Source organism: Nonomuraea dietziae (assembly GCF_014195505.1).
GTDB lineage: Bacteria > Actinomycetota > Actinomycetes > Streptosporangiales > Streptosporangiaceae > Nonomuraea > Nonomuraea roseola.
The window spans coordinates 6,225,597-6,246,730 of record NZ_JACIBV010000001.1; the positions used below are offsets into that span (position 1 = coordinate 6,225,597).

Genomic DNA, 21,134 nt, shown 5'->3' on the forward strand with positions numbered 1-21,134 from the left:
CAAGCGCTAGCTTCCAGGCCATGCGCGTGTTGGTGACCGGTGCGTCGGGCTTCGTTGGTTCGCATGCGGTCACCGCTTTGCGTCAGACGGGTCATGAATGCCTTCTCCTGGTGAGGAACCCGGAGAAGGCGCGGAAGATCTTCAAGGTGCCCGGTGTCCTCTACGAGGCCGACATCAGGGACGCCGACGCCGTACGCAAGGCGTTGGAGCAGTGTGACGCGGTCCTGCACACCGCCGCCGACATGGGCGTCACGGGACGTGACGTGGACCTGGGCGGCGCCAACGTGCGCGGGCTGAAGAACGTGCTGGCGCAGGCCGTGGATCTGGGCCTCGACCCGGTCGTGCACGTCTCCAGCGTCGCGGTGTTCGTGCCGCCGAGCGAGCCGGTGCTCACGGTGGACAGCCCGCTGGCCAGACCGCGCGGCGCCTACGGCCAGACCAAGCTGTACGGCGAGCGCTACGCCAGAGACCTCGACGGCGTGACGATCGTCTATCCCGGCGGCGTCATCGGCCCTGACCAGCCCACGCTCGACACCCTCAACGAGGGTTTCAGGGCGGGGCTGCGGCAGGGCTGGCCGATCGTGCCCGGCGGGGTGAGCGTGCTCGACGTGCGCGACCTGGCCATGGCGCTGGCCAGGTGCTTCAGGCCCGGCCAGGGCGCCCGCAGGTACATGCTCGGGGGGCATTACCTGACCTGGGAGCGGGTGGCGGCGGTCTGCGAGGAGGTCACGGGGCGCCGGGTCAGGCGGCTGAGGATGCCCGGTGGGCTGCTGAGGGCGGCGGGCTCGAGCCTCGACCTGCTGAAGCGCGTGGCCCCCATCGACCACCCGTTGACTCGCGACGCCGCCGACCTCATGCTCACCCTGGTGCCGACCGACGACACCCGCACGCTCCAGGAGCTGGGGCTGACACTCAGACCCGTGGAGGAGAGCGTGGCGGACACCGTGCGCTGGCTCGTCGCTGAAGGACACTTGACCTCATGACAGAGCGGATCGGCGTCATCGGAGCGGGCATCATCGGCCTGGCCGTCGCCAGGGAGCTCGCGCGCGGCAGGGGCGCCGAGGTGACCGTGTTCGAGGGCGAGAACAGGGTCGGGGCGCACCAGACGGGCCACAACAGCGGCGTCGTCCACGCCGGCATCTATTACCAGCCAGGCTCGCTCAAGGCGACGCTGTGCAGGGAGGGCGCGGCGCTGCTGAGGGCCTACTGCGCCGAGCACCGCCTGCCGTACGAGGAGGTGGGCAAGCTGGTGGTGGCCTCCACCGGCGCCGAGCGGCCCGCCCTTCGCGCGCTGGCCGAGCGGGCCAGGGCCAACGGCGTGCCGGACATCGCCGAGCTCGACGCGCTCGGCCTGCGCGAGATCGAGCCGCACGCGGTCGGCGTCGCCGCCGTCCACTCGCCGCACACCGCGATCACCGACTTCCCCGCCGTCGCCCGCAGGCTGGCGCAGGACGTCGCGGAGCTGGGCGGGTCGGTACGGCTCGGCCAGCGGGTCAGGGCGCTGCGCGAGAGCGCCACCCAGGTGGAGGTGCTGGCGGGGCGCAGGAAGTTCGCCTTCGACGCCGTCGTGGCCTGCGCGGGGCTCGGCACCGACGCGGTCGCGAAGATGGCGGGCCACCCGGGCCAGGTGCGGATCGTCCCCTTCAAGGGCGAGTACTACGCCCTCGCGGGGTCGGCCAAGGACCTGGTGCGCGGCCTGATCTACCCGGTGCCCGACCCCCGCTACCCGTTCCTCGGCATCCACCTCACCCGCAGGATCGACGGCGAGGTGTTGGTCGGACCCAACGCGGTGCTCGGTGACGTGCGCGCGTTACTCACCTGGCCCGGCACCCGCCGCCTGGCCGTCAAGCACTGGCGCACCGGGCTCGCCGAGCTGTACGGCTCGGCCGTCAAGGGCGCGTTCGTCCGCGCGGCCAGGCGCTACGTCCCCGCCATCGCAGGAAGCGACCTGGAGCGAACCGAAGGAGGGGTTCGCGCCCAGGCGGTCTCGCGCGACGGCGGCATGGTCGACGACTTCGTGGTCGACGTCCACGGGCGCGTCGCGCTCGTGCGCAACGCCCCCTCGCCCGCCGCCACCTCCAGCCTCGCGATCGCAAGGCATATCGCGGGGATTGTCCCAGCACTCGCCCGTTAAGGGCATTCTTAGATGTGATGGCCACTATGGACGCCGTGGAAGCACGCCTGCTGATCGTCGAGGACGAGCCGAACATCCTCGAGCTACTCGCCGCGAGCCTGAGGTTCGCGGGTTTCGACGTGTCGACCGCCAAGAACGGTCTCGATGCGGTCAGTGCCGTCCAGCGGCACAGGCCCGACCTCGTCGTGCTCGACGTGATGCTGCCCGACCTCGACGGGTTCGAGGTCGTGCGCAGGCTGCGCAGCAGCGGGCAGGGCACCCCCGTGGTGTTCCTCACCGCCCGTGACGAGACCGAGGACAAGATCAGAGGGCTGACGATCGGCGGCGACGACTACGTCACCAAGCCGTTCAGCCTGGAGGAGGTCGTGGCGCGGATCCGCGCGGTGCTCCGCCGTACCTCGGGCGATCCGCAGGCGCCGCCGCCGCGGCTCACCTTCGCCGACATCGAGCTCGACGAGGAGAGCCACGAGGTCTGGAGGGGCGGCAGGCCGGTCTCGCTGTCGCCGACCGAGTTCAAGCTGCTGCGCTACCTCATGGCCAACTCCGGCAGGGTGCTGTCCAAGCCGCAGATCCTCGACCACGTCTGGGACTACGACTTCAGGGGCGAGGTGGGCATCGTCGAGTCGTACGTGTCGGTGCTCCGCCGCAAGATCGACAACAGGGAACCGCGTCTCATCCACACCCTGCGCGGTGTGGGATACGTGCTGCGCAGCCCTCCCGAGTCATGACGCTCAGGATCAAGCTCATCGCCGCGACGCTGGCGCTGCTGGCGTTCGGTTTCACCTTCATCGGCGTGCTGAGCGTCTCGGTGCTGCACAACTACCTCATCGACAGGGTGGACACCCAGATCTCGGTGGTGGCCACCAGGGCGCTGATCCGCATCCAGCACAAGGGCTCGCCAGGCCTGAAGAATCTCGTCCTGGAGCCCGACGCGATCATCAGAGCCGGCGGGCCATGGCTCAGCGGGCTCGACGCCGACAACAGGCCCAGGCCTGTCGTGCCCGATCCGCCTCCCGCTGTCGCCACGACCGTCCCGGCCGTCTCCGGTGACGGCGAGTGGCGGGTCCAGCTGGTGCGCGGCCCGCAGAGCGGCAGCGTGCTGGTCGCCGTGGACCTCGACGAGGTCACCCAGATCACCCGCAGGCTGGCGCTCATCGAGCTGCTCGGCGGCGGCGGCATCCTGCTGATCCTCGCCGTCGTGGGCGTCTCCGCGGTGCGCGGCAGCATGCGCCCGCTCGCCGAGATCGAGCGTACGGCCGAGGCCATCGCGGGCGGCGAGCTGGGCAGAAGGGTGCCGGACGGCGACCCGCACACCGAGGTGGGACGCCTGGCCCGCGCGCTCAACGGCATGCTGGCCCAGATCGAGTCGGCCTTCGCCGCGAGGACCGCCTCGGAGAACGCCGCGAGCAGGTCGGAGGAGCGGATGCGGCGCTTCGTCGCCGACGCCGCCCACGAGCTGCGCACCCCGCTGACGACCATCAAGGGTTTCGCGGAGTACGCCAGGCAGAACCCCGACGCCGACCCCGCCGAGATGCTGCACCGCGTCGAGCGCGCCGCGGGCCGGATGAGCCTGCTGGTCGACGACCTGCTGCTGCTCGCGAGGGTCGACCAGCAGCGCCCGCTGCAGATGCGGCCCGTGGACATGCTGGCGCTGGCCGCCGACGCCGTCCACGACGCCCGCATCCTGGCCCCCGACAGGGGCATCTCGCTGGAGGTCGTCGGCGGCGCCGCCCTGATCGTCTCGGGCGACGAGGTACGGCTGCGCCAGGTCATCGGCAACCTCATGTCCAACGCGCTCACCCACACCCCGGGCGACACCCCCGTCACGATCAGGGTCGGAGCCTCGGGCGAGACCGCCTTCCTCGAAGTGGTCGACAAGGGGCCGGGGCTGACGCCCGAGCAGGCCGAGCGGGTCTTCGAGCGCTTCTACCGCGCCGACTCCGCCCGCGCCCGCCGCTCGGAGGACGACAGGGGCAGCGGCCTGGGCCTGGCCATCGTCGAGGCGCTGGTGCGGGCGCACGGCGGCAGCGTGGTCGTCGACAGCGTGCCCGGCGAGGGCAGCGTCTTCCGCGTCGAACTCCCACTCGCCCCTGAGTAAGCCTTCAGCTTTCTCTCAGCCTCCTCGGGCACCCTGGCAGGTGTGAACACACCTGAGGCGCTGATCCTGGTGGTGGACGACGAGCCGAGCATCCGCGACCTGCTCTCCGCCAGCCTGCGCTTCTCCGGCTTCGAGGTGCTGACCGCGGCCGACGGCCTGGAGGCCGTGGAGATCGCCGAGCGGGTCAAGCCCGATCTCGTGGTGCTCGACGTGATGCTGCCCGACCTGGACGGGTTCGAGGTGGCCAGGCGGCTGGACGCGCCCGTGCTGTTCCTGACCGCGCGCGACGCCGCCGACGACAAGCTGACGGGGCTCGGGCTCGGCTACGACTACGTGACCAAGCCGTTCAGCCTGGAGGAGGTGCTGGCCAGGGTGCAGGCGGTGCTTCGCCGTACGCGGGGGGAGTCGGGCGGCGGCGCCCGGCTGCAGGTGGCCGATCTCGTGCTGGACGAGGCCGAGCGCGAGGTGTGGCGCGGCGAGCGGCAGGTGCACCTGTCGCCGACGGAGTACAAGCTGCTGCACTACTTCATGGCCAACGCGGGACGGGTGCTGTCCAAGGCGCAGATCCTCGACCACGTCTGGAACTACGACTTCGGCGGCGACGCGGGCGTGGTCGAGTCGTACGTGTCGTACCTGCGTCGCAAGGTGGACGACGTGGAGCCGCGACTCATCCACACGCTCCGCAGCGTCGGCTACGTGCTCAGGGAGCCACCACCCGACTAGCGTGGAGGTTATGGACCTCCTCGAGGCATTGCGGTCACTGCGGCGCCTGCTCTCGGCCGATCTGTTCCCGTTGGCCATCGGTGATGTGGAGGCCGACAGGCGCGCGCTGACCGAGTTGACGGGGCAGCTGGACGACTACCTGCTACCACGGTTGCTGACGCTCGACGCCCCGCTGCTCGCGGTGGTGGGAGGATCGACGGGCGCGGGCAAGTCGACGCTGGTCAACTCCCTGGTCGGGGCCGACGTCTCCGAGCCGGGTGTGCTGCGGCCCACCACGCTGGCGCCGACGCTGGCGGTCAGCCCTGACGACACCGCGTGGTTCATGTCGCTCGAGGTGCTGCCCGGGCTGCCCCGCGTGACGGGGTCGTCGGGCGATCCCGGGACGCTGCGCGTGGTGCCCGTGCCCACGCTGGCTCCCGGGCTGGCGCTGCTGGACGCGCCCGACATCGACTCGGTCGTGACCGCCAACAGGACTCTCGCGACGCAGCTGCTGGCCGCCGCCGACCTGTGGCTGTTCGTCACCACCGCCGCCCGTTACGCCGACGAGGTGCCGTGGAGCTTCCTGCGCTCGGCCAGAGAGAGGAGCGCGGCGCTCGCGATCATCCTGGACAGGGTGCCGCCCGACGCCGTCGATCCGGTCTCCGCCGACCTCAGGCGGCTGCTCGAGGAGAACGGGCTGGCGGGCACGCCGCTGTTCACCGTGCCCGAGGCGGTGCTCCTGAGCGAGAACGGCAGGCTTCCCGAAGGCTCGGTGGAGCCGATCGTCTCCTGGCTGGCCGGTCTCGCCGCCTCCTCGCAGGCCCGCGCCGACGTCGTCAGGCAGACGCTCGCCGGGGCGCTCGACAGCCTGGCGACCAGGGTGCCCGCCCTGGCCACGGCCGTCGAACGGCAGCGGGAGGGCGCCGACAGGCTGGCCGAGATCGTCTCCTCCGCCTACTCGGGCGGGATGGCCACCTTCGACGAGGGCATGCGCGACGGGTCGCTGCTGCGCGGCGAGGTGATGGCCAGGTGGCAGGACTTCATCGGCACGGGCGACCTCATGCGGTCGCTGGAGTCGCGCGTCGGCTGGCTGCGCGACCGGGTCTCCGCGCTGTTCACCGGACGGCAGGCGCCCCAGGCCAGGCTGCGGGTCGCGCTTGAGAGCGGCGTCGCCTCGCTGATCAGAGGGGCGGCCGACGGAGCGGCGGAGCGGGCGCTCGAGGGCTGGAGCGCCGCGCCCGGCGGCCGCGACCTGCTGGAGCGGGCGGGGGCGGTGCGGGCCGCCAAGCTCGGCAGGGCCTCGTCGGGGCTCGACTACGACGACGTGGTGAGGGGCTGGCAGGCCTACGTCCTCGACCTGGTCAGGCAGGAGGGCGCGTCGCGGCGCACCACGGCTCGCGTGGCCTCCTTCGGGGTCAACGGGGCGGGGCTGCTGCTCATGCTGGCGGTCTTCGCCTCCACCGGAGGGCTGACGGGCATCGAGGTGGGCATCGCGGGCGGCACGTCGGTGCTGTCGCAGAAGGTGCTGGAGGCGATCTTCGGTGACCAGGCGGTGCGCACGCTGACCGCCATGGCCAGGGACGATCTGCGGGCCAGGGTGAAGGGGCTGCTCGACGAGGAGGCGGCCAGGTTCACCGAACTGCTGGAAGGGGTCTCGGTGTCGGCCGACACGGCTGCCGCGCTGCTGGCGGCGGAGCGGGCGGTGCGCGACCACCAGAGCGAGCTGCCGGGCGGCGAACGACCGGAGGCCGGCTCGCCCGAGCCACCCCGGAGAACCGAGGCCGGCTCGCCCGAGCCACCTCCGAGAACCGCTCCGGCGGAGTCGCCCCCTGGAACGGCTCCGGCGGAGCCGCCCCCGAGGGTCGCTCCTGCCGATGACGTCTCCGGCGTGAGGGAGGGCGAGTGAAGCTGCTGCGGCGCAAGGAAGGCCCCTCGCTGGACGACCGGCTGACGGCCCTGCTGGAAGCGGCCAGGCTGGCCGAGGGCAGGCTCCCTCAGGAGCTCGTGGCACAGGCGAGGGAGGTGTCCGAGCGGGCTGGCGAACGGCGCAGCCTCTCGGTCGACCACACGGTGGCCGCGCTCGCGGGCGCCACGGGCAGCGGCAAGTCGTCGCTGTTCAACGCCCTGGCAGGGCGCGACCTGGCCGCCGTGGGCGTCACCAGGCCGACCACCTCGACGGCCCAGGCCGCGCTGTGGGATGGCGAGGGCGCAGGGGCGCTGCTGACCTGGCTCGACGTGCCGCACCGCCACGAGGTGGAGGCGGAAGGCGACCTGCCGGGCCTCGTGCTGCTCGATCTGCCCGACCACGACTCGATCGAGCTGACCCACCGCCTGGAGGTGGACCGGCTGGTGGAGCTGGTCGACCTCCTGGTGTGGGTGGTGGACCCGCAGAAGTACGCCGATGCCGCGCTGCACGAGCGTTACCTGCGCCCGCTGTCGCGCCACAGCGAGGTGATGGTGGTGGTGCTGAACCAGATCGACCGCCTCTCCGCGACCCAGGCCGAACGCTGCCTGGCCGACCTGCGCCGCCTTCTTGAGGAGGACGGCCTTGCCGGAGTTCCCGTGCTGGGCGCCTCGGCGCGCACGGGCAAGGGCCTGCCAGAGCTGCGCGGCCTGCTGGAGGAGCGCGTCTCCCGGCGCAGGTCGTGGGCCGAACGCCTGTCGGCCGACGTCTCCACCGCCGCCGCTCGCCTCTCGACAGCCGGCGACGAGGCCGTCTCCGTCGGCACACCCGACGGCGGACGGCTCACGCGGGCGCTGTCCGAGGCCGCGGGCGTGCCGCTGGTGGTGGAAGCGGTCGCGAAGGCGCACACGCACAGGGCGGTGGCCGCGACCGGCTGGCCGATGACGAGGTGGATGCGCAAGTTCAGGCCCGATCCGCTGCGCAGGCTCGGCATCGGCTCGGGTGCGCGCGGCGAGATCGTGGGCAGGACCTCCGTGCCCCAGCCCTCCGCCGTGCAGAAGGCGCGGATGGAGACGGCGATCAGGGACGTCGGCGAGGCGGCCGCGCGCGACCTGCCGGAGCCGTGGGCGGCGGCCGTACGGCATGCGGCCCGCTCCCACGACGACGACCTGGCAGGGGCGCTCGACAGGGTGGTGGCCACGAAGTCGGCCGGCGCCGCGCGAAGGCCACGATGGTGGGCCGTGATCGGCGGGCTGCAGTGGATGGTGTTCGCGGCGACGGTGCTCGGCGCGGTCTGGCTCAGCGTGCTGTTCGTCCTGACCTACCTGCGGCTGCCCGATCCGCCGCTGCCCACGGTGGTGGAGGTGCCGTGGCCGACCGTGCTGCTGATCGGCGGGGCGGTCGCAGGGGTGCTGATCGCGCTGCTCTCGAGGATCGCCGCGTGGGCGGGCGGGCGCCGCAGGGCGAGGAAGGTGGCCAAGGCGTTGAGGGAGGGGGTCGGCGAGGTCGGCGGCCGGCTGGTGCTCGGGCCCGTGTCCGAGGAGCTCGACAGGTACCGGAGCTTCACCGAGGCGCTGGGTGTCGCCCGCTCATGAGGGGACCCACGGTGTCGCGCGCCTCGGTGATGACCTGGTCGAGACGTCACGCGAGCGCACCGGATCCCTGATCACGCGGTCGATGCGCTCACGCTCGACGAGCAGGTCTACAGCGACCATCCGGCCTTCCGCCTGACCGCCGAGCATCTCGGCCACGCCGCGGAGTGCGAGAGGTGACGCCCTGGGCGGCTCAGTCCAGGGGATGGCTCGCCGTCAGCGTGGTGAGCAGCGGGCGGAGCAGGGGATGCAGGTCGGCGCCCTTGCGGACGGCGGCGAAGACACGGCGCTCGGGCCCGGGGATCCGCTGGACGATCACGCCCGACAGGTCGAGGTCGCGCAGCGCGAGCCTGGGCACGAGCGCCACGCCCGCCCCCGCTCCGACCAGGGCGACGACCGCGCGGAAGTCGTCGGAGGAGTGGGCGAAGCCGGGCGTGAAGCCCTCTCTCTCGCAGGCGAAGGTGATCACGTCGTGGACCGGATTGCCGGGGTAGGGGCCGATCCAGTCGTCGCCCGCCAGCTCCGCCAGCGTCGAGGCAGGGGCGTGCTCGTGGGGCAGCAGCAGGTCGAACGGCTCGGCGTAGAGCGGGATGCGGGTGAGACGCTGGTCGTCGGGCGCACCCCTGTACTCCACCGCGATCGCCAGATCGGCCTGGTCGTCGAGCAGCATGGTGAGACCGCGGTCGCCCTCCGCGTCGAGCACCCTGATCTTCAGCGCGGGGGCGCTGAGCCGCAGCGCGCGCACGGCGGGCGCGAGCACCGCGCTGATCGCGGTGGCGAACGAGGCCACCGACACCTCACCCGCCGAGCCGGTGGTGTAGGCGGCCACCTCGGCCTCGGCGCGTTCGAGCTGGGCTAGGACCTCGTCGGCGTGCCCGAGCATGATGCGCCCTACCGCGGTGAGCCTGATGCCCCTGCCGTCGCGGGCGAACAGCCGGTGTCCGACCTCGTGCTCCAGCGCGCCGAGCTGCTGGGAGACGGCGGAAGGTGTCAGGTGCAGCGCGGCGGCCGCCGCGGTCACCGTGCCATGGTCGGCCACCGCGCGCAGGGTCCGCAGCCGGCGAGTGTCAATCACCCGCCCATTGTCACCTGCCTGGCGGCCGGTTCCTGTCGGTCGGCTCTGGCAGGATGCGGCCCATGGAGCCATCGAAGGTCGTTCAGGAGTTCTGGGACCGCATGCAGGCCCGCGACTGGGAAGGGCTCGGCGCCCTGCTCGCCGACGAGCTGGTGGTCGAGTGGCCGGTCAGCGGCGAGCGCATCGTGGGCCGCGACCACTTCGTCCGCGTCAACGCGGAGTATCCCGAAGGGTGGTCGATCAGGGTGCTGCGCGTCGTGGCCGACGGCGACTCGGTCGTCTCGGAGGTGGAGGTCCCGCACGAGACGATGGGCGTCCACCGCGTGGCGTCGTTCTGGACGATCGAGAAGGGCAGGATCGTCACCGGCCGTGAATACTGGACGGAGCTGGGATCCGACCCCTCGCCGGAGTGGCGGGCGGCCTACGTGCAGCGGATGTGAGCGAGCCCACCGGCCCGTGACCGGTGGGCTCTTCGGGTGCCGCGCCCTGTCAGGCGGACCTGGCGGCGATGAAGGCCTCGACGGCACGGTCGACGTCCTCGGCCGAGTGCGCGGCCGACAGCTGCACGCGGATGCGCGCCTGGCCGTGCGGCACCACAGGGTAGGAGAACCCGATCACGTAGATGCCCTGCTCGAGAAGGCGCTCGGCCATGGCGCCCGCCTCGGCGGCGTCGCCGATCATGACGGGTGCGATCGGGTGGTCGCCGGGCAGGACGTCGAAGCCCGCCTCGGTCATCTTCGTGCGGAAGCGCGTGGTGTTGGCGCGCAGCTGTTCGCGAGCCTCGCTGGAGGTCTCCAGCAGGTCGAGGATGCGCAGTGACGCCGAGGCGATCACCGGGGCGAGCGAATTGGAGAACAGGTAGGGGCGCGAGCGCTGGCGCAGCAGGTCGCAGATCTCCTTGCGGGCCGACACGTAGCCGCCGCTGGCCCCGCCGAGGGCCTTGCCCAGGGTGCCGGTGATGATGTCGACCCTGTCGGTCACCCCGTGCAGTTCGGGGGTGCCGCGACCGGTCGGGCCGACGAAGCCGACCGCGTGGGAGTCGTCCACCATGACCATCGCGCCGTACTGGTCGGCCAGGTCGCAGATCTCCCGCAGCGGCGCCACGTAGCCGTCCATGGAGAACACGCCGTCGGTCACGATCAGCGTGCGCCGAGCGTCGGACGCCTCCTTGAGCCTGGCCTCGAGCTCGGCCATGTCGCGGTTGGCGTAGCGCAGGCGGCGGGCCTTGGAGAGCCTGATGCCGTCGATGATGCTGGCGTGGTTGAGCGCGTCGGAGATCACCGCGTCCTGCGCGTCGAGCAGCGTCTCGAAGACGCCGCCGTTGGCGTCGAAGCACGAGCTGTAGAGGACGGTGTCCTCCATGCCGAGGAAGTCGGAAAGGCGTGACTCCAGCTCCTTGTGCACCTCCTGGGTGCCGCAGATGAACCGCACCGAGGCCATGCCGAAGCCCCAGCGGTCGAGCGCCTGCTTGGCGGCCTCGACGACCTCGGGATTGTCGGCGAGCCCGAGGTAGTTGTTGGCGCAGAAGTTCAGCACCTCGCGGCCCGCGACGCCGACCGTGGCGCTCTGCGGGGTGGTGATGACCCTTTCGGGCTTGAGCAGCCCGGCCGAGGTGATCTCGTCCAGCGTCGCCCGCAGGTCATCCCGCGTCTTTCCGAACATCACACGCTCCTATCTCTTCTGAGGGGGAGGTCGCACCCCGCGGTCCGCGCGGCACTTTCCCTGGTCGCAGGTGGGGCCTTCGGGATCGGCCCGATGGGGTCGTACCCCGCGGTCCGCGCGACCCTCTCCCCGGTCGCAGGTCGGGGCCTTCGGGGCCCCGTCCGAGGTCGCCACCGGTGGCCGCCGGGGCCCTTCGGTGGGTACGGCAAGCGGTCACGCGCGGGGCGCGGCGTCGCTCCAGTCGAGGATGACCTTGCCGGTACGGCCACTGGCCGCCGTGTCGAAGGCGGCGTCGAAGTCGCGGTAGGAGAACCTGTCGGTGATCACCGGAGAGAGGTCGAGCCCCTTCTCCAGCAGGACCGACATGTTGTACCAGGTCTCGTACATCTCGCGGCCGTAGATGCCCTTGATGGTGATCATCGAGGTGACGACCGTGGACCAGTCGATGGCGAACTCTTCGGAGGGCAGGCCCAGCATGGCGATCCTGCCGCCGTGGGTCATGTTCGCGATCATGTCGCGCATGGCCTGCGGGTGCCCTGACATCTCCAGGCCGACGTCGAAGCCCTCGCGCATGCCCAGCTGCTTCACGCCGTCGGCGATGGAGCTCTGGGCGACGTTGAGCGCGAGGCTGACGCCCAGCTTGCCCGCCAGGTCGAGGCGCTCGGGGCTCACGTCGGTGATCATGACGTTGCGCGCGCCCACGTGCGTGGCGACGGCGGCGGCCATCAGCCCGATGGGGCCCGCCCCGGTGACCAGGACGTCCTCGCCGACCATCGGGAAGGACAGCGCGGTGTGCACGGCGTTGCCGAAGGGGTCGAAGATCGCCGCGATGTCGGGATCGACGGGGATGCGGTGCACCCAGACGTTGGAGGCGGGAAGAGTTACGTACTCGGCGAACGCGCCGTCGCGGTTGACTCCCAGCCCGACCGTGTTGATGCACAGGTGCCTGCGGCCCGCCATGCAGTTGCGGCACTTCCCGCAGACGATGTGGCCCTCGCCGCTGACCAGGTCGCCGACCTGGATGTCCTCGACGCCCTCGGCGACCTCGACCACCTGGCCGGAGAACTCGTGCCCGACGATGAGCGGCAGCGTCAGCGTGCTCTTCGCCCAGTCGTCGTACTTCCTGATGTGGAGATCGGTGCCGCAGATGCCGGTGCGCAGCACGCGGATCTTCACCTCGCCAGGGCCGACGACGGGCTCGGGCACGTCGACGAGCCACAGGCCGGGCTCGGCCTTCTGCTTGACCAGCGCTTTCATGACGGTCGTTTCCCCCTCCTGACAACCTTACGCACTGTGCCGGTGATCACCTTCCGTGTCCATCGAGGTTTTCTTAACGTGCCCGTCAGGGAATCTTCACGGTTTTTCGAAGGAAACTTTTGAAATAGAATGGCCCATCATGAGACAGGTGAGCGGTGACGCGTCCCTCCTGAGGAGGCTCAACTCTGCCGCCATCCTGCGGATCATGCGGGCGTCCGAGGACGCCACCCTGACCGAGCTGGCCAGGGCCGCCCGGGTCTCCAGACCGACCGCGGAGGGCGTCGTCGACGACCTGCTGGCCGAGGGTTGGGCCGAGGAGTGCGTCGAGGAGCAGGGCGACCGCCAGCGCGGCAGGCCCGCCCGCCGCTTCAGGTTCCGCGCCTCCGCCGCGCACGTCGTGGGCGTCAGCATCGGCCATTCCGGCGTGCGGGCCACGGTCTCCGACCTCAACGGCGGGCTCGTGTCGGTGCGCAGGCGCAGGCTGGCGCCCGACACCGCCGCTCCCGACCGTCTCGCGGCCACCGTCGAGCAGGTGTGGCTGGCCGCCGCCGACGCCGAGATCGCCGTCGGCGACCTGGTCGCGGTCGGCGTGGGCACCACCGGCGTCGTCGACGGCGAGGGCAGGGTGGTCAAGAGCATCGCCCTTCCCGGCTGGACGGGTCTGCATCTGCAGGCCGAGCTCGGGGCCAGGCTCCCCGTCCCTGTGGTCGTCGAGAACGACATGCGGCTCGCGGTGCTCGCCGAGCACTGGCGCGGAGCGGCGCAGGGACGCAGCAACGTCGTCTACCTGTTCACCGGCAACAGGATCGGCATGGGCCTGCTCATCGGCGGCGTGCCGTACAGGGGGTCGCACGCGGCCTCAGGCGAGATCGGCAGGCAGCCCAACGACAACTGGGTGGCCTTCAGGCACGTGATGGACTACGCGATGTCGGCCGAGCCCGGCGAGCTGCGCTCCAGCAGGCAGAGTGCCGAGTTCGCGATCTCGCGGGCCAGGGACGGCGACGAGCGCGCCGGCCAGGCGGTCAGGGACTTCGCGCGAGGACTGGCCTCCGGGCTGATCCCCGTGGTGAACCCGCTCGACCCCGAGATGGTGGTGATCGGCGGCAGCCTCTCCTCCGCCGGCGACCTGCTCGTCGACCCCATCCAGGAGCTGCTCGACGAGTACTGCCTCTACCCGCCCAAGGTCACGGCGTCGGGTCTCGGGAGCGAGTGCATCATGCTCGGCGCCGTACGGCTGGCGCTCAACCACGCCGACCGCCTGCTCTTTACGCCGCCTGCTTGAAAAATCTTCCTCGAGCCCTCCAACTCGGGCTTCGAGGCATCTTCGCAGGTCAGCGAGATAACTCTTCCATCACGGGCCGATTGCCGGAGGGCATCGATTCGTCCAGGATGTCCGTACGAGCAAGATTTACTCTAGTTACTTGCATAAATGGGCGCTAGCCTCCAGGCGAACTCGTTCTGACTTGGAGGTGAGACGTGGTCGCATCCACGGCAGCCGCCCGGGCGGAGGTCCTGGTGGACACTCGCCCGCAGCGACGGACCATCAGAGACCGGTTGAAGCGCGACTGGACCCTGCTGGCGCTGTGCGTGCCCGGAGTCCTGTACTTCGTGGTCTTCTTCTACGTCCCGCTCCTCGGGAACGTGATCGCGTTCAAGGACTACGCGCCGTTCCTGGGCATCAACGGCAGCCCGTGGGTGGGCCTGGAGAACTTCGCCACCCTCCTGGAGGAGCCGGAGTTCTGGTCCGCGGTCAGCAACACGCTGCAGATCACCGCGCTGCAGCTGCTGCTGTACTTCCCCGCGCCGATCGCGCTCGCGCTGCTGCTGAACTCCCTGGTCGGCCACCGCGTCAAGCGGTTCATCCAGTCGGTGGTCTACCTGCCGCACTTCCTGTCATGGGTCGTGGTCGTCGCGATGTTCCAGCAGGTCATCGGTGGCGCCGGCACCGTGAGCGGCTTCCTGAACACGCACGGCATCACCATCGGCAACCTGATGTCCAACCCGGACACCTTCAAGCTGCTGGTCACGGCCCAGGTGATCTGGAAGGACTGCGGCTGGGGAACGATCATCTTCCTGGCCGCGATCACCGCCATCGACATGAGCCACTACGAGGCCGCCGCGATCGACGGCGCCGACTGGAAGCGCCGCCTGTGGCACGTGACGCTGCCCGGCATCCGCTCGGTGGTCCTCATGATGCTGATCCTGCGCCTCGGCGACATCCTCTCCGTCGGCTTCGAACAGATGGTCCTGCAGAGGGACGCGGTCGGCGCAGGAGCGGCCGAGGTGATCGACACCTACGTCTACTACCACGGCATCCGTGACGGCGACTGGGGCATGAGCACCGCGGCCGGCCTCATGAAGGGCCTCATCGGCGCGGCGCTGATCTACGCGGCGAACAAGCTCGCACACCGCTTCGGAGAGCAGGGGATCTACCGATGAGGCCACCGTGGATGGAGCGCCCGACCATCGCGGGCCGCACCCTGAAGTTCCTGGTCCTGACCGCGATCACCGTGGCCGTGCTGTACCCGTTCGGCCTGGCGCTCGGCACCAGCCTGATGGGCCGCGCGGAGAGCATCGCCAACGGCGGCGCCTACGTGCTCTTCCCCTCGAAGCCGACCTTCGAGGCCTACGCCGTGATCCTCTCAGGCGGCGCGGTCACCCGCTCGGTGCTGATCAGCATCGGCATCACGCTCGCCGGCACCGCCCTGAGCCTGGTCTGCACGGTCTTCCTCGGCTACGCGCTCTCGCGCAGGGGCATGCTCGGCGGCAAGCCGATCCTGCTGATGGTGCTGGCCACCTTCCTCTTCACCCCCGGGATGATCCCGAGCTACCTGATGGTCAAGGAGCTCGGCATGATCGACACCTACCAGGCGCTGATCGTGCCGGTGCTGGTCAACGCCTTCAACGTGGTCGTGGTCAGGGCGTTCTTCCAGAACCTGCCGGACGAGCTGTTCGAGGCGGCCAAGATGGACGGCTGCAGCGAGTGGCGGATGCTGTGGCGCATCGCGATCCCGCTGTCCAAGGCCGTCATCGCCGTGGTCGGCCTGTTCTACGCGGTCTCGTACTGGAACACCTTCTTCAACGCGATCCTCTACCTCAACGACCAGTCGATGCACCCCATCCAGGTCGTGCTGCGGCAGTTCATCTTCAGGGGTAACGCCGCCGCGGGCTCCGACGTCGCGATCGTGCGCGACCTGCCCGCCTCCTCGGTCCAGATGGCGGTGCTGGTCATCGCCCTCGTCCCGATCCTGCTCGTCTACCCCTTCCTCCAGAAGTACTTCACCAAGGGCGTCCTGACCGGCGCCATCAAGGGCTGAACACACCCCCAGGAGACATCCATGTCCTCAACCATGTCCCGTCGCGGTTTCCTCGGACTCGCCATCGCCGGCGTCACGGTCGCCGGTCTGTCCGCCTGCGGGGGCGAGGGCGGCGGCGCGGCCGGCGCCAAGAAGGGCGGCGCGGAGCTGTCGAAGAAGCTCGCGCTCCCCACCTTCACCGCCGCCAAGATCCCGACCCCCGACCTGCCCATCGACGCCGGTCAGGACCCCGCCTACCTGAAGTACCCGACCGAGCTGGTGAAGTCGGTGGCGACCCCGCCCGGCGACGGCAAGAAGGTCACCTCGCTCACCCAGACCTGGGACGTGGCCCCTCCCGCCCCCGGCCAGAGCGCCTACCTGCAGGAGCTCAACAAGGCCCTGGGCGCCGAGTGGGACATGAACATCGTGGTCGGCGACGGCTACCCCGACAAGTTCAACGCGATCATCGCCAGTGACGACCTGCCCGACCTGGTGTGGTTCCCGCCGAACCAGGGACTGCAGCGCGTGCCCGAGCTCCTGGCCGCCAAGTTCCACGACCTCACGTCCTACCTGAGCGGCGACGCGATCAAGAAGTACCCGAACCTGGCCAACCTCGGCGACGTGGCGTGGAAGTCGGCCGTCACCGACGGCAAGCTCTACGGCGTGGCCGTGGCCTACAGCAAGTTCGGCCAGGTCTTCCTCGTCAACCAGGACTACTGGCAGCCGGTCGGCGGCACGAACTTCACCAGCGCCGACGACTTCTTCGAGAAGACGAAGCAGCTGCTCGACGTCAAGAAGAACAAGTACCCGCTCGAGCCGTCGTACGTGAACCACGTGCACATGTTCAGCCACTGGTACGGCGCGCCGAACACGTGGAAGCTCGAAGGCGGCAAGCTGACCCACCAGTACGAGACCCAGGAGTACTTCGCCGCCCTCGAACTCGCGGTCAAGTGCTTCCAGGCCAACCTGTTCTGGCCCGACCCCGCCCTCGCCACCATCAAGGACAAGGTCGCCAACGGTCAGATCGGCGCCTACGTCGAGTCCTTCCCCGGCTTCCTCAACGACGCCAAGACCCAGAAGTACAACCTCGGCGCCATCGTGCCCTTCGCCGCCACCCCCTCCTCCAAGCCCGTCTACAACGCGGGTCTCGGCTCGGTCGGCTTCACCGCGATCAGCAACAAGGTCGACAAGGCGCGCATCGAGACGCTGCTCGGCGTGCTGAACTTCATGGCCGCGCCGTTCGGCACCGAGGAGTACCAGCTCGTCAACTTCGGCGTCGAGGGCACGCACTTCACCAAGAAGGACGGCGACCTCACCTTCACCGACAAGGGCAGGACCGAGGTTCCCACCACCCAGCAGCCGATCTCGTTCGTCATCGGCTCGCCCTCGGCGCTGTTCCTGCCGGGTCAGCCCGAGCGCACCAAGCTCATCCACGAGTTCGAGACCAAGGTCGCGCCGATGCTCCAGCAGCGCGTCACCACGGGTCACTTCTCCGACACCTTCACGCAGAAGAGCGGCGAGCTCAGCACGCTGGCGTCGGACTCGATCGTGGACTTCGTCACCGGCCGCAAGCCGCTGTCGGAGTGGAAGAGCTTCGTCAAGAAGTACATGGACAAGGGCGGCGCCGCGATGAAGGCCGAGTACGAGGCCTCCATCGCCAAGGGCTGACCCGGCCGTACGTCGAGGAAAGGACAGAAGTGGAAGACCTGCGCATCGGAGTCATCGGCCTCGGGCTGCGAACCAACCTGGCGCTGTCGGCGCACCGGCCGGGCAAGGGCTCGGTCGTGGCCGCGCTGTGCGACTCCGACCCGGCAGTGCTCAAGCGTCAGGCCGAGAAGTTCGAGGCGGACATCCTGACAGAGGACTACCGCGAACTGCTCGACAGGAAGGACATCGACGCCGTCATCGTGATGACGCCCGACGACACCCACGAGCGCATCGCGGTCGAGGCGCTCGAGGCGGGCAAGGCGGTCTACCTGGAGAAGCCGCTGCACATCACGGTCGAGGGCTGCGACAACATCCTGCGCACCGCCAAGCGCACAGGGACCCGTCTGTACGTGGGGCACAACATGCGCCACATGGGCGTGGTCCGCCTGATGCGCGACATCATCCAGAAGGGCGTCATCGGCGAGCCGAAGACCGTCTGGGTGCGCCACTTCGTCTCCTACGGCGGCGACTACTACTTCAAGGACTGGCACGCGGACCGCACCCGCACCACGGGCCTGCTCCTGCAGAAGGCCGCGCACGACCTCGACGTCATCCACTGGCTGGCGGGCGGCTACACCACGCGCGTCAACGCGCTCGGTGACCTGATGCTCTACGGCGACCTGCCGCGACGCGAGCCCGGCACGCCGCGGCCCGACGGGTGGCTGAGGGAGTTCGAGTGGCCCCCCACCGAGCGCAGGAACCTCAACCACGTCGTCGACGTCGAGGACGTGTCGGTGATGAACATGCGCCTCGACAACGGGGTCATCGCCGCCTACCAGCAGTGCCACTTCAGCCCCGACTACGTGCGCAACTACACGGTCATCGGGACGGAGGGCCGCCTGGAGAACTTCGGCGACGGCCCCGGCGACACGGTGAAGGTCTGGAACACCGGCCCCACCTCCTACCGCGACGACTGCGACATCGCCTACAAGGTGCCGGACGCGCAGGGCTCGCACGGCGGGGCGGACACCGGCATCATCGCTGAGTTCAACAGGTTCGTGCGCGAGGGAGGCGTCACCGACACCTCTCCCGTGGCGGCCAGGATGAGCGTCGCGGCGGGGTACATGGCCACGATGTCGCTGCGTGACGGCGGCATGCCGTACGACGTGCCGCCGCTGGACCTCGAGCTCATCGCCTACTTCGAGCGAGGCCAGGTGTGAGACCGGCGGTACGCCGGTGGAAGCCGGGCGCGGGCGTCCTGCGCCCGCGCCCCGGCTCGCTCACCCCGGAGGGTGCGCGGCTGGGCCTGCCCGCCCTGCCAGGCGACATCACGCTGCTCCTCGACCCCGAGCTGGTCGACGCGGAGGGCGGCGAGCGCTTCGCGCAGGAGGGCTTCCTGCTCTCGGTAGGCGAGGACGGCGCGACCGTCTCCGCGCCCACCCCGCGCGGCCTGCGCCACGGCGCCCGCACCCTGCTCCAGCACCTCGACAGGCACGGCGAGCTCCCCGCGGGCGAGGGCGCGGACTGGCCTGGCTACGAGGTGCGCGGCTTCATGCTCGACGTGGGCCGCCGCTTCTTCACGCCGGGCTTCGTCCGCGACCTCATCGTGCGGATGGGCGAGCTGAAGCTCAACGAGCTGCAGCTCCACCTCAACGACAACGGCTTCCGCAAGGACAGGACCGGCCCATGGGACGGCGTGCAGGCCGGCTTCCGGCTGGTCAGTGAGCGCTTCCCCGGCCTGGCCTCCGCCGACGGCGCCTACACCAGGGCCGAGTGGGACTCCTTCGAGGACCTGGCGGCCGAGCACGGCGTCACGCTCATCCCCGAGATCGACGGGCCCGCGCACTCCCTGGCCTTCACGCGCTACCGGCCGCAGTTGGGGACGGGCGACCATCTCGACCTGTCCAGGCCCGAGACGACGGCCTTCATGAAGGAGGTCTTCGACGAGTTCGTCCCGTGGTTCCGCGGACCCGAGCTGCACTTCGGGGCCGACGAGTACCTCTCCTCGCCCGAGCTCTTCCGCGACTACTTCAACGCCATGGCGGCGCACGTCAGGTCGCTCGGCAAGCACCCGAGGGCGTGGGGCAGCTTCACCAGGATGACCGGCGACGCCGAGGGCTACGACCGCGACGTCACCATCAACACCTGGAGCACCGCCTGGTACGACCCGCTCTCGGCGGTGCGCGACGGCTACCGCTTCGTCAACACCGACGACTGCCTGCTGTACATCGTGCCCTTCGCCGACTACTACCACCCCACGGGGCTGGACGCGGACTTCCTCGAACGGGAGTGGGAGCCGCACGTCTTCGCCGAGGGGATGACGGTCGAGCCGAAGCACCCGCTGCTGCGCGGCGCCATGTCGGCGGTGTGGAACGACCGGACAGAGGCCGACTACACCGAGCAGGAAGTGTGGCGGCTGGTGGAGCCGACCTTCGACATCCTCGCGGGGAAGATGTGGAACGCCTGACCCGACACCACCCTCGCTATCAGCTCAGCGGCTGACATCGAGCCCGGCCCCGGCAACCGTGGCCGGGATTCCTCATGCGGCGGGAACCCGCCTCCGTCCGCGGACAGTCCTAGGTGTGGACATGCCATTTCGTGCTCGGATACGTGACGGAGATCCCGAAGCCTTCGCGCAGCTCTTCGACGACTACGCGCGCTCCGTCTACAACCATGCCTTCCGCCTGCTCGGCGACTGGGCCGCCGCCGAGGACGCGCTGTCGCTGACCTTCCTCGAAGCCTGGCGGCTGCGCCGGAGGATCGACCCTGACGGCGGGTCGCTGCGCCCATGGCTGCTGGGTGTGGCCACCAACGTGGTGCGCAACATGCGGCGGGCCGTACGCAGACACCGGGACGCGATGGCGCACATGCCGAGGCCCGATCCGGTCCCCGACTTCGCCGACGAGGTGGCCGGACGGCTCGACGACACCGAGCGCCTGGCCGCGGTCCGGACGGCCTACGACGGCCTGCGCCGCCAGGAGCGGGAGGTCTTCGCGCTGTGCGTGTGGTCGGGGCTCGGCTACGCCGAGGCGGCCGAGGCGCTGGGCATCCCCGTCGGCACCGTGAAGTCCCGGTTGTCCAGGGCCAGAAGCAGGTTGGAACCGCCACCCCGGTCGCGACAGATAGATGGTGACCTGAGCCCGCTGAAGGAGATCCGATGAACGAGTTCACCCCGGTGGAGCGCGATCTTCCTGAGGGCCGTCACCGGCAACTCAAGGAGTTCGTCATGACCGAGATCCAGACCACACCCCGTCGGCGCCCCGTCCGCCTGCTCGCACCCGCGCTGGGACTGGCCGCCGCCGTGGCGGTCGCCGTACCCCTGGTGTTCGGTGGAGGCGCGCCCGCCTACGCGATCACCAGGAACGCCGACGGGACCATCCAGATCAGCATCAACGAAGCGAAGAACCCCAAGGCCCTGCAGGCGGACCTGGAGAAGATGGGGCTCAGGGTCGTCGTCGACTTCATCCCGAACGGCAAGCGCTGCAGCCCGCAGCCGCGCAGCGCGAGCTGGGTGCCGAGGGAGGAGGCGAAGCTGACCGTGTTCCCGCCGACGGAGGAGTCGGCCTTCACGATCGACCCGGCCGCGGTGAAGGAGGGGCAGACGGCGGTACTGGAGTTCGGGTTCAACCAGAACGACGGGTGGGCGGTCGCGGGCGTGTGGTCGGGCATCTCCAACGGCCCCGTCGCCGAGTGCACCCTGGTCGACAACCCCGGCGCCCCCCTGGGCCCGGACCCCGCCTAGGATTACTCTCATTGATGAAACTATCA

19 protein-coding genes are annotated in these 21,134 nt (G+C 70.1%); 16 read left to right on the forward strand and 3 right to left on the reverse strand.

The genetic code is table 11. The features are described 5' to 3' along the window. Nucleotides 1-20: 20 nt before the first annotated feature. From FHR33_RS29895 to FHR33_RS29925, 7 genes are read left to right on the forward strand one after another with little or no spacing between them, the layout of a single operon-like run. The gene (locus FHR33_RS29895; protein ID WP_183654651.1) at nucleotides 21-983 is read left to right on the forward strand and encodes an NAD-dependent epimerase/dehydratase family protein; all 963 of its coding nucleotides are present in this window, start codon (nucleotides 21-23) and stop codon (nucleotides 981-983) included. After that, on the forward strand, nucleotides 980-2,134 hold the full coding sequence (gene lhgD, locus FHR33_RS29900) for an L-2-hydroxyglutarate dehydrogenase (protein WP_183654653.1): 1,155 nt from the start codon (nucleotides 980-982) through the stop codon (nucleotides 2,132-2,134). Before FHR33_RS29895 ends, lhgD begins: the two co-directional genes overlap by 4 nt. Before the next feature lie 26 nt (nucleotides 2,135-2,160). Next, the gene (locus FHR33_RS29905; protein WP_246452186.1) at nucleotides 2,161-2,862 is read left to right on the forward strand and encodes a response regulator transcription factor; all 702 of its coding nucleotides are present in this window, start codon (nucleotides 2,161-2,163) and stop codon (nucleotides 2,860-2,862) included. Then, nucleotides 2,859-4,232, forward strand: a complete 1,374-nt coding sequence (locus FHR33_RS29910) for a HAMP domain-containing sensor histidine kinase (RefSeq protein ID WP_183654657.1) — start codon at nucleotides 2,859-2,861, stop codon at nucleotides 4,230-4,232. The genes FHR33_RS29905 and FHR33_RS29910 overlap by 4 nt, the downstream gene beginning before the upstream one ends. 42 nt (nucleotides 4,233-4,274) lie before the next feature. After that, entirely contained in the window at nucleotides 4,275-4,955 is a 681-nt protein-coding gene (locus FHR33_RS29915) for a response regulator transcription factor (protein WP_183654661.1), read from the forward strand. Nucleotides 4,956-4,965: 10 nt separating this feature from the next. Then, nucleotides 4,966-6,840, forward strand: a complete 1,875-nt coding sequence (locus FHR33_RS29920; RefSeq protein ID WP_246452188.1) for an ABC transporter — start codon at nucleotides 4,966-4,968, stop codon at nucleotides 6,838-6,840. Beyond that, nucleotides 6,837-8,432, forward strand: a complete 1,596-nt coding sequence (locus FHR33_RS29925) for a GTPase (RefSeq protein ID WP_183654678.1) — start codon at nucleotides 6,837-6,839, stop codon at nucleotides 8,430-8,432. The genes FHR33_RS29920 and FHR33_RS29925 overlap by 4 nt, the downstream gene beginning before the upstream one ends. 190 nt (nucleotides 8,433-8,622) lie before the next feature. On the opposite strand, the gene FHR33_RS29930 is transcribed toward FHR33_RS29925, so the two are convergent. Beyond that, nucleotides 8,623-9,504: a LysR family transcriptional regulator gene (locus tag FHR33_RS29930; RefSeq protein ID WP_183654681.1), complete on the reverse strand. Its 882-nt coding sequence runs from the start codon at nucleotides 9,502-9,504 to the stop codon at nucleotides 8,623-8,625. 62 nt (nucleotides 9,505-9,566) lie between these two features. On the opposite strand from FHR33_RS29930, the gene FHR33_RS29935 reads away from it, so the two are divergent. Further along, nucleotides 9,567-9,944 carry a nuclear transport factor 2 family protein gene (locus tag FHR33_RS29935; protein WP_183654684.1) on the forward strand — a complete coding sequence of 126 codons (378 nt, stop codon included), beginning with the start codon at nucleotides 9,567-9,569 and terminating at the stop codon, nucleotides 9,942-9,944. Between the two features lie 49 nt (nucleotides 9,945-9,993). Here the strand turns inward: FHR33_RS29935 and FHR33_RS29940 are convergent, their stop codons facing one another. Next, on the reverse strand, nucleotides 9,994-11,166 hold the full coding sequence (locus FHR33_RS29940; protein WP_183654687.1) for a glycine C-acetyltransferase: 1,173 nt from the start codon (nucleotides 11,164-11,166) through the stop codon (nucleotides 9,994-9,996). A gap of 213 nt (nucleotides 11,167-11,379) precedes the next feature. Continuing rightward, on the reverse strand, nucleotides 11,380-12,423 hold the full coding sequence (tdh, locus tag FHR33_RS29945; protein WP_183654690.1) for an L-threonine 3-dehydrogenase: 1,044 nt from the start codon (nucleotides 12,421-12,423) through the stop codon (nucleotides 11,380-11,382). A gap of 139 nt (nucleotides 12,424-12,562) precedes the next feature. Between tdh and FHR33_RS29950 the strand changes: the two genes are divergently transcribed. The 8 genes from FHR33_RS29950 (at nucleotide 12,563) to FHR33_RS29985 (ending at nucleotide 21,108) form a co-directional block, all read left to right on the forward strand. Next, nucleotides 12,563-13,705, forward strand: coding sequence for an ROK family transcriptional regulator (locus tag FHR33_RS29950; protein ID WP_183654692.1), 1,143 nt, complete (start codon nucleotides 12,563-12,565; stop codon nucleotides 13,703-13,705). A 233-nt stretch (nucleotides 13,706-13,938) separates the two neighbouring features. Further along, nucleotides 13,939-14,862 (forward strand): ABC transporter permease, encoded by a 924-nt coding sequence (locus tag FHR33_RS29955; RefSeq protein WP_221241304.1) that lies wholly within the window; start codon nucleotides 13,939-13,941, stop codon nucleotides 14,860-14,862. Next, a complete protein-coding gene (locus FHR33_RS29960; protein ID WP_221241305.1) occupies nucleotides 14,859-15,740 on the forward strand; it encodes a carbohydrate ABC transporter permease in 882 nt (293 codons plus the stop codon). Before FHR33_RS29955 ends, FHR33_RS29960 begins: the two co-directional genes overlap by 4 nt. 21 nt (nucleotides 15,741-15,761) lie before the next feature. Continuing rightward, nucleotides 15,762-17,387, forward strand: coding sequence for a type 2 periplasmic-binding domain-containing protein (locus tag FHR33_RS29965; protein WP_183654696.1), 1,626 nt, complete (start codon nucleotides 15,762-15,764; stop codon nucleotides 17,385-17,387). Nucleotides 17,388-17,416: 29 nt separating this feature from the next. Beyond that, on the forward strand, nucleotides 17,417-18,586 hold the full coding sequence (locus FHR33_RS29970) for a Gfo/Idh/MocA family protein (RefSeq protein ID WP_183654698.1): 1,170 nt from the start codon (nucleotides 17,417-17,419) through the stop codon (nucleotides 18,584-18,586). Beyond that, nucleotides 18,583-19,833 carry a beta-N-acetylhexosaminidase gene (locus FHR33_RS29975; protein ID WP_183654700.1) on the forward strand — a complete coding sequence of 417 codons (1,251 nt, stop codon included), beginning with the start codon at nucleotides 18,583-18,585 and terminating at the stop codon, nucleotides 19,831-19,833. Before FHR33_RS29970 ends, FHR33_RS29975 begins: the two co-directional genes overlap by 4 nt. A gap of 121 nt (nucleotides 19,834-19,954) precedes the next feature. Then, nucleotides 19,955-20,527 (forward strand): RNA polymerase sigma factor, encoded by a 573-nt coding sequence (locus FHR33_RS29980; protein ID WP_183654702.1) that lies wholly within the window; start codon nucleotides 19,955-19,957, stop codon nucleotides 20,525-20,527. Further along, nucleotides 20,524-21,108: a hypothetical protein gene (locus FHR33_RS29985; RefSeq protein WP_183654704.1), complete on the forward strand. Its 585-nt coding sequence runs from the start codon at nucleotides 20,524-20,526 to the stop codon at nucleotides 21,106-21,108. Before FHR33_RS29980 ends, FHR33_RS29985 begins: the two co-directional genes overlap by 4 nt. Nucleotides 21,109-21,134: the final 26 nt, after the last annotated feature.